Raw genomic sequence first — 14,046 nt, 5'->3', positions numbered from 1 at the left:
AAATGTTATCTAGTTTTGAAGGAATATACCTTCAATAGTTTGGTGATGATGGCAGAGAGGTCACACCCGTTCCCATACCGAACACGGAAGTTAAGCTCTCTAGCGCCGATGGTAGTTGGGACCTTGTCCCTGTGAGAGTAGGACGTCGCCAAGCAAGCTAAAACACAAGTCAAAAGACTTGTGTTTTTTTGTATATTTGTTTCGTTAGAAACAAGAGTGGAAATATTGATTGCTAAATCATACCAAATGGAAAATTATTTACAGAATCATGATAAAGGCGAAGTGTTTTCGCTATTTTTATTAAGCGTTCATTAAACTATATGTATTTCGTCATATGACCATTATTGGTCATATCTTCAATATAAGAGGAAATCTCTCTTCTTTTATAATTAATTTCTAAAAAATTTGGCGCATAATTGAAGCTTCTATGCTCTAAATGATTTAATGGTTTATGAATTGTATAGCTATTTTTCCTTGAAACCCTGTATGCAGTATCCCTTAACTAATAAACATTAGAGGTATTTCTGCCGGTAAATATTTCTTCTTCATGATTGGACATCTAAATCTTCTTCACTAATATACTTTTGAAAATAACTCCGTTCATAATTTCAATAATATAGATTTGTATAATTGCTTCCTTTGAGTTTGCAGTTTGCTAAATCTATTAAACAAGCCCGTCTATATAATTGCATTTTATATAGACGGGCTTGTTTAATTTTTTATTCTTATAATAGTAGCGTTTTGAGGGATATTTTTTGGTTATTAAGTATAGGGAAGTAGTACATAATCTATGGAAATAATACAGGTGCTTTTCAACTATTATGAGAACAGCTATATTATGGCTAAATATGTAGTGAGATATAGGAATGTTGAACAAGGAGCTCATTTACAATTAAAGTGTATATATGTGCATGAAATCTTCTTTGATTAGTAGTCGTAACTTCTTGAGGCATAAATTTTTGAATTCCGTAAGGTCAGTGCTACAATGATTGAAAAATAAATGTTAATGAGGTGTTCATATGAAAATTGAAGTTTGGTCTGATTTTGTATGCCCGTTTTGCTATATTGGGAAGCGTAGATTAGAAATGGCTTTAGAGCAATTTCCACATAAGAAAGATGTTGAAGTTGAGTTTAAAAGTTTTGAATTAGATCAAAATGCTCCGATTTACTCTGGAACGAGTATTAATGAAGTACTTGCATCGAAGTATGGAATTAGTGTTGAAGAAGCTGATCGTAATAATATACAACTAGGCAATCATGCAGCTAGTATGGGTTTAAGTTTCAATTTTGAAGAGATGAAGCCAACAAATACTTTTGATGCACATCGTTTGGCGAAATTCGCAAAGGATCAGGGGAAGGAAAAGGAGATTACAGAAAATCTACTTTTTGCATATTTCACTGAATCGAGAAACTTAAGTGATGTGGAAACACTAGCTAATATTGCTGAAGCTTCCGGTCTAGATAGGGAAGAGGCTTTAAATGTTATTCATAATAAAAATGCTTATGCCAATGAGGTTAGGATTGATGAATCAATTGCCCAACAATATAAAATTACAGGGGTACCTTATTTTATTGTTAATCAAAAGTATGCTATTTCAGGTGCACAACCACTTGAAACCTTTGTTGGTGCACTTCAGCAGGTGTGGGAAGAAGAGAATCCTAAGTCTGAACTTCAAGATCTTTCAATAAATAGTACAACAGATGATTATTGTGCAGATGGTAGCTGCTCGATACCTTCAAAGGAATAATATTTAATTCTTTCTTTCTATTATGGTGTACATAATGTAATGAGGGGATAAATTTTAAATGTCATATGTATATTAATGACATCTAAATACGAATAACCTACAGTGACTTTTATAGGTTATTCGTATTTAGTTTATTTTGGGGGAGTTACATTCAAGTGTATTATTATTGTGCTAATGGCTTGTTGGTATAGTTAATTCATATTTTTATAAAAAACTTATTTAAAACTATTGACGATTAACATACATAGGTGTAATATAGAACAAGTCGCCGATAGCAACAACGCAGAAAGCGACAAAAGAAATAAAAAAACTTGGTTGACATTGAAATATGAAAATGTTAACATAAGGGAGTCGCAAATGAGCGGCAAACAAGTTCTTTGAAAACTGAACGAAACAAACAACGTAAACGTCAATTTTTATTTTTAGATGCTAGACAAACTAACTTTATTGGAGAGTTTGATCCTGGCTCAGGATGAACGCTGGCGGCGTGCCTAATACATGCAAGTCGAGCGAATGGATTAAGAGCTTGCTCTTATGAAGTTAGCGGCGGACGGGTGAGTAACACGTGGGTAACCTACCCATAAGACTGGGATAACTCCGGGAAACCGGGGCTAATACCGGATAATATTTTGAACTGCATAGTTCGAAATTGAAAGGCGGCTTCGGCTGTCACTTATGGATGGACCCGCGTCGCATTAGCTAGTTGGTGAGGTAACGGCTCACCAAGGCAACGATGCGTAGCCGACCTGAGAGGGTGATCGGCCACACTGGGACTGAGACACGGCCCAGACTCCTACGGGAGGCAGCAGTAGGGAATCTTCCGCAATGGACGAAAGTCTGACGGAGCAACGCCGCGTGAGTGATGAAGGCTTTCGGGTCGTAAAACTCTGTTGTTAGGGAAGAACAAGTGCTAGTTGAATAAGCTGGCACCTTGACGGTACCTAACCAGAAAGCCACGGCTAACTACGTGCCAGCAGCCGCGGTAATACGTAGGTGGCAAGCGTTATCCGGAATTATTGGGCGTAAAGCGCGCGCAGGTGGTTTCTTAAGTCTGATGTGAAAGCCCACGGCTCAACCGTGGAGGGTCATTGGAAACTGGGAGACTTGAGTGCAGAAGAGGAAAGTGGAATTCCATGTGTAGCGGTGAAATGCGTAGAGATATGGAGGAACACCAGTGGCGAAGGCGACTTTCTGGTCTGTAACTGACACTGAGGCGCGAAAGCGTGGGGAGCAAACAGGATTAGATACCCTGGTAGTCCACGCCGTAAACGATGAGTGCTAAGTGTTAGAGGGTTTCCGCCCTTTAGTGCTGAAGTTAACGCATTAAGCACTCCGCCTGGGGAGTACGGCCGCAAGGCTGAAACTCAAAGGAATTGACGGGGGCCCGCACAAGCGGTGGAGCATGTGGTTTAATTCGAAGCAACGCGAAGAACCTTACCAGGTCTTGACATCCTCTGAAAACTCTAGAGATAGAGCTTCTCCTTCGGGAGCAGAGTGACAGGTGGTGCATGGTTGTCGTCAGCTCGTGTCGTGAGATGTTGGGTTAAGTCCCGCAACGAGCGCAACCCTTGATCTTAGTTGCCATCATTAAGTTGGGCACTCTAAGGTGACTGCCGGTGACAAACCGGAGGAAGGTGGGGATGACGTCAAATCATCATGCCCCTTATGACCTGGGCTACACACGTGCTACAATGGACGGTACAAAGAGCTGCAAGACCGCGAGGTGGAGCTAATCTCATAAAACCGTTCTCAGTTCGGATTGTAGGCTGCAACTCGCCTACATGAAGCTGGAATCGCTAGTAATCGCGGATCAGCATGCCGCGGTGAATACGTTCCCGGGCCTTGTACACACCGCCCGTCACACCACGAGAGTTTGTAACACCCGAAGTCGGTGGGGTAACCTTTATGGAGCCAGCCGCCTAAGGTGGGACAGATGATTGGGGTGAAGTCGTAACAAGGTAGCCGTATCGGAAGGTGCGGCTGGATCACCTCCTTTCTATGGAGAATTGATGAACGCAGTTCATCAATAAACGTTGACTTGTTTTGTTTCGTTCAGTTTTGAGAGAACTATCTCTCAAGTTTAAATGTATGTTCTTTGAAAACTAGATAACAGTGTAGCTCATATTTTTTTAATTTTAGTTTGGTTAAGTTAGAAAGGGCGCACGGTGGATGCCTTGACACTAGGAGTCGATGAAGGACGGGACTAACGCCGATATGCTTCGGGGAGCTGTAAGTAAGCTTTGATCCGAAGATTTCCGAATGGGGAAACCCACTATACGTAATGGTATGGTATCCTTACCTGAATACATAGGGTATGGAAGACAGACCCAGGGAACTGAAACATCTAAGTACCTGGAGGAAGAGAAAGCAAATGCGATTTCCTGAGTAGCGGCGAGCGAAACGGAATCTAGCCCAAACCAAGAGGCTTGCCTCTTGGGGTTGTAGGACATTCTATACGGAGTTACAAAGGAACGAGGTAGACGAAGCGACCTGGAAAGGTCCGTCACAGAGGGTAACAACCCCGTAGTCGAAACTTCGTTCTCTCTTGAATGTATCCTGAGTACGGCGGAACACGTGAAATTCCGTCGGAATCTGGGAGGACCATCTCCCAAGGCTAAATACTCCCTAGTGATCGATAGTGAACCAGTACCGTGAGGGAAAGGTGAAAAGCACCCCGGAAGGGGAGTGAAAGAGATCCTGAAACCGTGTGCCTACAAATAGTCAGAGCCCGTTAATGGGTGATGGCGTGCCTTTTGTAGAATGAACCGGCGAGTTACGATCCCGTGCAAGGTTAAGCTGAAGAGGCGGAGCCGCAGCGAAAGCGAGTCTGAATAGGGCGTTTAGTACGTGGTCGTAGACCCGAAACCAGGTGATCTACCCATGTCCAGGGTGAAGTTCAGGTAACACTGAATGGAGGCCCGAACCCACGCACGTTGAAAAGTGCGGGGATGAGGTGTGGGTAGCGGAGAAATTCCAATCGAACCTGGAGATAGCTGGTTCTCCCCGAAATAGCTTTAGGGCTAGCCTTAAGTGTAAGAGTCTTGGAGGTAGAGCACTGATTGAACTAGGGGTCCTCATCGGATTACCGAATTCAGTCAAACTCCGAATGCCAATGACTTATCCTTAGGAGTCAGACTGCGAGTGATAAGATCCGTAGTCAAGAGGGAAACAGCCCAGATCGCCAGCTAAGGTCCCAAAGTGTGTATTAAGTGGAAAAGGATGTGGAGTTGCTTAGACAACTAGGATGTTGGCTCAGAAGCAGCCACCATTTAAAGAGTGCGTAATAGCTCACTAGTCGAGTGACTCTGCGCCGAAAATGTACCGGGGCTAAATACACCACCGAAGCTGCGAATTGATACCAATGGTATCAGTGGTAGGGGAGCGTTCTAAGTGCAGTGAAGTCAGACCGGAAGGACTGGTGGAGCGCTTAGAAGTGAGAATGCCGGTATGAGTAGCGAAAGACGGGTGAGAATCCCGTCCACCGAATGCCTAAGGTTTCCTGAGGAAGGCTCGTCCGCTCAGGGTTAGTCAGGACCTAAGCCGAGGCCGACAGGCGTAGGCGATGGACAACAGGTTGATATTCCTGTACCACCTCTTTATCGTTTGAGCAATGGAGGGACGCAGAAGGATAGAAGAAGCGTGCGATTGGTTGTGCACGTCCAAGCAGTTAGGCTGATAAGTAGGCAAATCCGCTTATCGTGAAGGCTGAGCTGTGATGGGGAAGCTCCTTATGGAGCGAAGTCTTTGATTCCCCGCTGCCAAGAAAAGCTTCTAGCGAGATAAAAGGTGCCTGTACCGCAAACCGACACAGGTAGGCGAGGAGAGAATCCTAAGGTGTGCGAGAGAACTCTGGTTAAGGAACTCGGCAAAATGACCCCGTAACTTCGGGAGAAGGGGTGCTTTCTTAACGGAAAGCCGCAGTGAATAGGCCCAAGCGACTGTTTAGCAAAAACACAGGTCTCTGCGAAGCCGTAAGGCGAAGTATAGGGGCTGACACCTGCCCGGTGCTGGAAGGTTAAGGAGAGGGGTTAGCGTAAGCGAAGCTCTGAACTGAAGCCCCAGTAAACGGCGGCCGTAACTATAACGGTCCTAAGGTAGCGAAATTCCTTGTCGGGTAAGTTCCGACCCGCACGAAAGGTGTAACGATTTGGGCACTGTCTCAACCAGAGACTCGGTGAAATTATAGTACCTGTGAAGATGCAGGTTACCCGCGACAGGACGGAAAGACCCCGTGGAGCTTTACTGTAGCCTGATATTGAATTTTGGTACAGTTTGTACAGGATAGGCGGGAGCCATTGAAACCGGAGCGCTAGCTTCGGTGGAGGCGCTGGTGGGATACCGCCCTGACTGTATTGAAATTCTAACCTACGGGTCTTATCGACCCGGGAGACAGTGTCAGGTGGGCAGTTTGACTGGGGCGGTCGCCTCCTAAAGTGTAACGGAGGCGCCCAAAGGTTCCCTCAGAATGGTTGGAAATCATTCGTAGAGTGCAAAGGCATAAGGGAGCTTGACTGCGAGACCTACAAGTCGAGCAGGGACGAAAGTCGGGCTTAGTGATCCGGTGGTTCCGCATGGAAGGGCCATCGCTCAACGGATAAAAGCTACCCCGGGGATAACAGGCTTATCTCCCCCAAGAGTCCACATCGACGGGGAGGTTTGGCACCTCGATGTCGGCTCATCGCATCCTGGGGCTGTAGTCGGTCCCAAGGGTTGGGCTGTTCGCCCATTAAAGCGGTACGCGAGCTGGGTTCAGAACGTCGTGAGACAGTTCGGTCCCTATCCGTCGTGGGCGCAGGAAATTTGAGAGGAGCTGTCCTTAGTACGAGAGGACCGGGATGGACGCACCGCTGGTGTACCAGTTGTTCTGCCAAGGGCATAGCTGGGTAGCTATGTGCGGAAGGGATAAGTGCTGAAAGCATCTAAGCATGAAGCCCCCCTCAAGATGAGATTTCCCATAGCGTAAGCTAGTAAGATCCCTGAAAGATGATCAGGTTGATAGGTTCGAGGTGGAAGCATGGTGACATGTGGAGCTGACGAATACTAATAGATCGAGGACTTAACCATATAATATGAAGCAAATGTTATCTAGTTTTGAAGGAATATACCTTCAATAGTTTGGTGATGATGGCAGAGAGGTCACACCCGTTCCCATACCGAACACGGAAGTTAAGCTCTCTAGCGCCGATGGTAGTTGGGACCTTGTCCCTGTGAGAGTAGGACGTCGCCAAGCAACTTTAAGACGAGTCAGAATGACTCGTCTTTTTTGTGTTTAATGAAATAAGCTTGTTATCTATGGTTCAAGAAACCTATTGATAACAAGCTTATTTGTTTAAAGGTAAGTGTATTTATATAGGCTTCACTTTGTTTCTTACATCGATAAGCTCAAAACGTTCATGAGCAAGTAGCATATTGTTTATTTGTAATAGCTTTGTAGTTATTTGAAATCCACGGATCAATGAAGATAATAAACTGAATAAATATGGCTTTTAAACAAGTTCACTCCATTTATGAGGATCTTTTTCTTAGACATCTTTAATGACGGGATGTTTAATCTCTGAATTGTTTCGTATGATAATGGCTTTAATTCGTGAATAGCAAAGAAGCTACCACATGTTAAATTGAAGTGAACCCGAATAGTGGTACATGAAAAAGTTTGAAGAAAAAAGTTCATTGTAACAGGCTATTTGTTTCATTTATCCCGCTATTCGCCGGGCAGTAAAACTCCCACCTCAAAATTCAGCTGGAGCAAAGAAGTTAGGGGGGAGCCCTGCTGCCCGTAAACGCCCGATTGGTGAAGGCTAATAATCAGTGGGGGATCAACAAAACCCCCACTGATTAAAGTTTCACTTTATTTGTTTTAAGTAGTTATATGGTGAAAGTGGTGGAGTTAAAAAGATAATAGCGCGTGTTCTTTTTTCTGAATCTGGCTTTTGAAGAGCGGCGATAATTTCAAAATATAGTTCTTGAAAGTCTTATGTATTACTTTCGCATATAACATTTTGGATAAAGATGTGTGGATTAATGTTTAGACTCTATAATCTTTTTTATAGTTTGGATAGTTTGTTACACGAAATTCCCAAGAAAATTTTCGGGCGGGAAGATCAGTTATGAGTAGTAATATTTGAACTGCTCTTGTACATAGTGTTCAGCTTTTTTATAAGTTCTACTTGTTTCCTCTAGTAGTTGGATAAGAATCTTTTTTTGTGTAGCCTTATAAATAAGATAACTAAAGTATAGTTGGCCACTGGTTGCTATTTGAACAGCATATTTGTCTTTATTATCACGTTGATATAAATAAGTTGGAGGAAGAATGGGTTCATCGGGAATAAAATCAGTTAGTTTGTTTTCTTATATACTCTATTTGTTCTTCTAATGGAAAAGCTTACGGTTCTCTGTATATAGATATAGGATACAACTCTTTAAATTTTATAATTTTGGAGCTTTTATATAGAAGATAAGTGTAAGTGAAAAATTATAGTGTGATTACTTAAATGCAAGGAAGTAGTGGTGTATAACAAGAGGTTAGAACGTTTGTTCTTGAATGGTGTAATGGGCATACTCAATCAATTGAGGCGCTTATTTTCTATTGGACATATGTGTTTAAAGAAGAGCTGCCATACTAGGTTCGGATTTCCAGTATAGCTTGTAACTTTACATACCTTAGTGAGGTGGTTCTTCAGTAAAGTATATTTCAATTATTAATATTGGATTTATTGACACTCCCATTGCTAAAGGGGCAACCTGATTAACATCAGTGTGATTCTTGATACCAAAGGCGAAGTCCGCTGACGTGCAAGATTGTAGTGTGCCATCACTACTCTCACTATAGATCGTATAGGTTCGTGAGCCACGGTGCTATGACAGCTGCATGTTCATATGTTTTAGTGTCTTGTTCTTGTCTATAGTTGACGTGTATCAAAATAATGAGTGTTTTTCTATGAAAGTATCGTGAAATCTGTAAACGAACCAATTATTCTATTTCCAACTGGTTTTATGAAATAATCTACGAATGGTCCTTTACTCATCATAATTTTTAATATTAATTGAATCTAGTCTATAGTCGGTTCATTCTATTATGAATGGTTCAGGAGAGTGAAGAAGAGTGTGTGCACTGTTAGAAAGAGATATTGTAATTAAGTAAGATAAGGAGAGTAAATGAAGTTGCTAGAAAAGAATTTCTTGTGGAACCCAGTAATGTACGGGGGATAATCCTCTTGAAATAGAGAGGTTTGTTAGGGGAGATTAGTAGATAGAGGTAGACAATGATTGCTATTTAGTAAAGTCTTCGTGGATTCTTATGTAACCTTTACTAATCGGGAATTTATGGATCGTCAGGCTCACTACTAGCTTCTTTGCTTCAGCCGAACTTTGAGGTGGGAGTCTTACTGTCCGCAAATAGCGGGATAAAGTGGTGTGAACATATTAAATTAAATATCTTTATAAAAAGGTATTGACGATTAGCCTATAGAGGTGTAGTATAGAACAAGTCGCCGATAGCAACAACGCAGAAAGCGACAAAAGAAATAAAAAAACTTGGTTGACATTGAAATATAAAAATGTTAACATAAGGGAGTCGTAAATGAGCGGCAGATAAGTTCTTTGAAAACTGAACGAAACAAACAACGTGAACGTCAATTTTTATTTTTAGATGCTAGACAAACTAACTTTATTGGAGAGTTTGATCCTGGCTCAGGATGAACGCTGGCGGCGTGCCTAATACATGCAAGTCGAGCGAATGGATTAAGAGCTTGCTCTTATGAAGTTAGCGGCGGACGGGTGAGTAACACGTGGGTAACCTACCCATAAGACTGGGATAACTCCGGGAAACCGGGGCTAATACCGGATAATATTTTGAACTGCATAGTTCGAAATTGAAAGGCGGCTTCGGCTGTCACTTATGGATGGACCCGCGTCGCATTAGCTAGTTGGTGAGGTAACGGCTCACCAAGGCAACGATGCGTAGCCGACCTGAGAGGGTGATCGGCCACACTGGGACTGAGACACGGCCCAGACTCCTACGGGAGGCAGCAGTAGGGAATCTTCCGCAATGGACGAAAGTCTGACGGAGCAACGCCGCGTGAGTGATGAAGGCTTTCGGGTCGTAAAACTCTGTTGTTAGGGAAGAACAAGTGCTAGTTGAATAAGCTGGCACCTTGACGGTACCTAACCAGAAAGCCACGGCTAACTACGTGCCAGCAGCCGCGGTAATACGTAGGTGGCAAGCGTTATCCGGAATTATTGGGCGTAAAGCGCGCGCAGGTGGTTTCTTAAGTCTGATGTGAAAGCCCACGGCTCAACCGTGGAGGGTCATTGGAAACTGGGAGACTTGAGTGCAGAAGAGGAAAGTGGAATTCCATGTGTAGCGGTGAAATGCGTAGAGATATGGAGGAACACCAGTGGCGAAGGCGACTTTCTGGTCTGTAACTGACACTGAGGCGCGAAAGCGTGGGGAGCAAACAGGATTAGATACCCTGGTAGTCCACGCCGTAAACGATGAGTGCTAAGTGTTAGAGGGTTTCCGCCCTTTAGTGCTGAAGTTAACGCATTAAGCACTCCGCCTGGGGAGTACGGCCGCAAGGCTGAAACTCAAAGGAATTGACGGGGGCCCGCACAAGCGGTGGAGCATGTGGTTTAATTCGAAGCAACGCGAAGAACCTTACCAGGTCTTGACATCCTCTGAAAACTCTAGAGATAGAGCTTCTCCTTCGGGAGCAGAGTGACAGGTGGTGCATGGTTGTCGTCAGCTCGTGTCGTGAGATGTTGGGTTAAGTCCCGCAACGAGCGCAACCCTTGATCTTAGTTGCCATCATTAAGTTGGGCACTCTAAGGTGACTGCCGGTGACAAACCGGAGGAAGGTGGGGATGACGTCAAATCATCATGCCCCTTATGACCTGGGCTACACACGTGCTACAATGGACGGTACAAAGAGCTGCAAGACCGCGAGGTGGAGCTAATCTCATAAAACCGTTCTCAGTTCGGATTGTAGGCTGCAACTCGCCTACATGAAGCTGGAATCGCTAGTAATCGCGGATCAGCATGCCGCGGTGAATACGTTCCCGGGCCTTGTACACACCGCCCGTCACACCACGAGAGTTTGTAACACCCGAAGTCGGTGGGGTAACCTTTATGGAGCCAGCCGCCTAAGGTGGGACAGATGATTGGGGTGAAGTCGTAACAAGGTAGCCGTATCGGAAGGTGCGGCTGGATCACCTCCTTTCTATGGAGAATTGATGAACGCAGTTCATCAATAAACGTTGACTTGTTTTGTTTCGTTCAGTTTTGAGAGAACTATCTCTCAAGTTTAAATGTATGTTCTTTGAAAACTAGATAACAGTGTAGCTCATATTTTTTTAATTTTAGTTTGGTTAAGTTAGAAAGGGCGCACGGTGGATGCCTTGACACTAGGAGTCGATGAAGGACGGGACTAACGCCGATATGCTTCGGGGAGCTGTAAGTAAGCTTTGATCCGAAGATTTCCGAATGGGGAAACCCACTATACGTAATGGTATGGTATCCTTACCTGAATACATAGGGTATGGAAGACAGACCCAGGGAACTGAAACATCTAAGTACCTGGAGGAAGAGAAAGCAAATGCGATTTCCTGAGTAGCGGCGAGCGAAACGGAATCTAGCCCAAACCAAGAGGCTTGCCTCTTGGGGTTGTAGGACATTCTATACGGAGTTACAAAGGAACGAGGTAGACGAAGCGACCTGGAAAGGTCCGTCACAGAGGGTAACAACCCCGTAGTCGAAACTTCGTTCTCTCTTGAATGTATCCTGAGTACGGCGGAACACGTGAAATTCCGTCGGAATCTGGGAGGACCATCTCCCAAGGCTAAATACTCCCTAGTGATCGATAGTGAACCAGTACCGTGAGGGAAAGGTGAAAAGCACCCCGGAAGGGGAGTGAAAGAGATCCTGAAACCGTGTGCCTACAAATAGTCAGAGCCCGTTAATGGGTGATGGCGTGCCTTTTGTAGAATGAACCGGCGAGTTACGATCCCGTGCGAGGTTAAGCTGAAGAGGCGGAGCCGCAGCGAAAGCGAGTCTGAATAGGGCGTTTAGTACGTGGTCGTAGACCCGAAACCAGGTGATCTACCCATGTCCAGGGTGAAGTTCAGGTAACACTGAATGGAGGCCCGAACCCACGCACGTTGAAAAGTGCGGGGATGAGGTGTGGGTAGCGGAGAAATTCCAATCGAACCTGGAGATAGCTGGTTCTCCCCGAAATAGCTTTAGGGCTAGCCTTAAGTGTAAGAGTCTTGGAGGTAGAGCACTGATTGAACTAGGGGTCCTCATCGGATTACCGAATTCAGTCAAACTCCGAATGCCAATGACTTATCCTTAGGAGTCAGACTGCGAGTGATAAGATCCGTAGTCAAGAGGGAAACAGCCCAGATCGCCAGCTAAGGTCCCAAAGTGTGTATTAAGTGGAAAAGGATGTGGAGTTGCTTAGACAACTAGGATGTTGGCTCAGAAGCAGCCACCATTTAAAGAGTGCGTAATAGCTCACTAGTCGAGTGACTCTGCGCCGAAAATGTACCGGGGCTAAATACACCACCGAAGCTGCGAATTGATACCAATGGTATCAGTGGTAGGGGAGCGTTCTAAGTGCAGTGAAGTCAGACCGGAAGGACTGGTGGAGCGCTTAGAAGTGAGAATGCCGGTATGAGTAGCGAAAGACGGGTGAGAATCCCGTCCACCGAATGCCTAAGGTTTCCTGAGGAAGGCTCGTCCGCTCAGGGTTAGTCAGGACCTAAGCCGAGGCCGACAGGCGTAGGCGATGGACAACAGGTTGATATTCCTGTACCACCTCTTTATCGTTTGAGCAATGGAGGGACGCAGAAGGATAGAAGAAGCGTGCGATTGGTTGTGCACGTCCAAGCAGTTAGGCTGATAAGTAGGCAAATCCGCTTATCGTGAAGGCTGAGCTGTGATGGGGAAGCTCCTTATGGAGCGAAGTCTTTGATTCCCCGCTGCCAAGAAAAGCTTCTAGCGAGATAAAAGGTGCCTGTACCGCAAACCGACACAGGTAGGCGAGGAGAGAATCCTAAGGTGTGCGAGAGAACTCTGGTTAAGGAACTCGGCAAAATGACCCCGTAACTTCGGGAGAAGGGGTGCTTTCTTAACGGAAAGCCGCAGTGAATAGGCCCAAGCGACTGTTTAGCAAAAACACAGGTCTCTGCGAAGCCGTAAGGCGAAGTATAGGGGCTGACACCTGCCCGGTGCTGGAAGGTTAAGGAGAGGGGTTAGCGTAAGCGAAGCTCTGAACTGAAGCCCCAGTAAACGGCGGCCGTAACTATAACGGTCCTAAGGTAGCGAAATTCCTTGTCGGGTAAGTTCCGACCCGCACGAAAGGTGTAACGATTTGGGCACTGTCTCAACCAGAGACTCGGTGAAATTATAGTACCTGTGAAGATGCAGGTTACCCGCGACAGGACGGAAAGACCCCGTGGAGCTTTACTGTAGCCTGATATTGAATTTTGGTACAGTTTGTACAGGATAGGCGGGAGCCATTGAAACCGGAGCGCTAGCTTCGGTGGAGGCGCTGGTGGGATACCGCCCTGACTGTATTGAAATTCTAACCTACGGGTCTTATCGACCCGGGAGACAGTGTCAGGTGGGCAGTTTGACTGGGGCGGTCGCCTCCTAAAGTGTAACGGAGGCGCCCAAAGGTTCCCTCAGAATGGTTGGAAATCATTCGTAGAGTGCAAAGGCATAAGGGAGCTTGACTGCGAGACCTACAAGTCGAGCAGGGACGAAAGTCGGGCTTAGTGATCCGGTGGTTCCGCATGGAAGGGCCATCGCTCAACGGATAAAAGCTACCCCGGGGATAACAGGCTTATCTCCCCCAAGAGTCCACATCGACGGGGAGGTTTGGCACCTCGATGTCGGCTCATCGCATCCTGGGGCTGTAGTCGGTCCCAAGGGTTGGGCTGTTCGCCCATTAAAGCGGTACGCGAGCTGGGTTCAGAACGTCGTGAGACAGTTCGGTCCCTATCCGTCGTGGGCGCAGGAAATTTGAGAGGAGCTGTCCTTAGTACGAGAGGACCGGGATGGACGCACCGCTGGTGTACCAGTTGTTCTGCCAAGGGCATAGCTGGGTAGCTATGTGCGGAAGGGATAAGTGCTGAAAGCATCTAAGCATGAAGCCCCCCTCAAGATGAGATTTCCCATAGCGTAAGCTAGTAAGATCCCTGAAAGATGATCAGGTTGATAGGTTCGAGGTGGAAGCATGGTGACATGTGGAGCTGACGAATACTAATAGATCGAGGACTTAACCATATAATATGAAGC

The 14,046-nt window shown here is 45.4% G+C and carries 1 protein-coding gene and 6 rRNA genes; all 7 read left to right on the top strand.

The annotated features are described in order from the left end of the window. Positions 1–38 precede the first annotated feature (38 nt). Positions 39–154, top strand: a 5S ribosomal RNA gene (gene rrf / locus MHI07_RS29095). Positions 155–1,019: 865 nt separating this feature from the next. After that, positions 1,020–1,748, top strand: a complete 729-nt coding sequence (locus MHI07_RS29090) for a DsbA family oxidoreductase (RefSeq protein ID WP_002016772.1) — start codon at positions 1,020–1,022, stop codon at positions 1,746–1,748. A gap of 444 nt (positions 1,749–2,192) precedes the next feature. Then, a 16S ribosomal RNA gene (locus MHI07_RS29085) occupies positions 2,193–3,744 on the top strand. 146 nt (positions 3,745–3,890) lie between these two features. Beyond that, positions 3,891–6,812 (top strand): 23S ribosomal RNA (locus MHI07_RS29080). A 50-nt stretch (positions 6,813–6,862) separates the two neighbouring features. Further along, a 5S ribosomal RNA gene (gene rrf / locus MHI07_RS29075) occupies positions 6,863–6,978 on the top strand. Together the 16S, 23S and 5S rRNA genes form the textbook arrangement of a ribosomal RNA operon. Positions 6,979–9,414: 2,436 nt before the next feature. Continuing rightward, positions 9,415–10,966: ribosomal RNA gene (locus MHI07_RS29070) — 16S ribosomal RNA — on the top strand. 146 nt (positions 10,967–11,112) lie between these two features. Beyond that, positions 11,113–14,034, top strand: a 23S ribosomal RNA gene (locus MHI07_RS29065). The last annotated feature ends 12 nt before the right edge of the window (positions 14,035–14,046 follow it).

The sequence above is a fragment of the Bacillus sp. FSL H8-0545 genome (genome assembly GCF_038006105.1).
GTDB classification, from domain to species: domain Bacteria; phylum Bacillota; class Bacilli; order Bacillales; family Bacillaceae_G; genus Bacillus_A; species Bacillus_A cereus_U.
Note: the sequence above shows the minus strand (reverse complement) of the source record. Positions and strands in the feature narration are given on the sequence as shown.

Bases quoted from the DNA above. Each gene is read 5' to 3' on its own strand.
- MHI07_RS29090 (WP_002016772.1), top strand. From the start codon at position 1,020: ATGAAAATTGAAGTTTGGTCTGATTTTGTATGCCCGTTTTGCTATATT.